This is a genomic window from Myxococcus llanfairpwllgwyngyllgogerychwyrndrobwllllantysiliogogogochensis (genome assembly GCF_006636215.1).
Lineage (GTDB): Bacteria > Myxococcota > Myxococcia > Myxococcales > Myxococcaceae > Myxococcus > Myxococcus llanfairpwllgwyngyllgogerychwyrndrobwllllantysiliogogogochensis.
In genome coordinates, this window is record NZ_VIFM01000884.1 from 1 (window position 1) to 414 (window position 414).

Annotated in this window: 1 protein-coding gene; it reads right to left on the reverse strand. The window is 63.3% G+C overall.

The features are described from left to right. The coding region (locus FJV41_RS56190) for a helicase HerA-like domain-containing protein (protein ID WP_141649660.1) at window positions 1-393 on the reverse strand (393 nt) is incomplete at its 3' end. Window positions 394-414: the final 21 nt, after the last annotated feature.

Consider the following 414-nt stretch of genomic DNA (forward strand, 5'->3'; position numbering starts at 1 on the left):
GCTCTGCACCTCGTTGAGATTGAGCAGGCGCGCCAGCAGCAGGGGGCCGAGATCGGAAACCGTCGCCCGCACCGGGTGGCCCTTCTCGCCAAAGATATCCCAGAGCACCACCGGGTTGGCGTGCGGCTCCCAGTCGCTGACGCCGATCTTCTCCAGCCGCGCCTGCAGTTTCTCTGAGCTCTGCCCCGCGGCGGCAATGCCGGTCAGGTCGCCCTTGACGTCGGCCATAAATACCGGCACGCCAATCTCCGAGAACGACTCAGCCAGCTTCTGCAGGGTGACGGTTTTACCGGTGCCGGTCGCACCGGTGATAAGCCCATGGCGGTTGGCCATCGCGGGCAGTAAATAGAGCGCGTTATCCAGCGTGCGCGCAATCAACAGGGGTGAGCTCATGGTCGATTCCTCCATTTATCC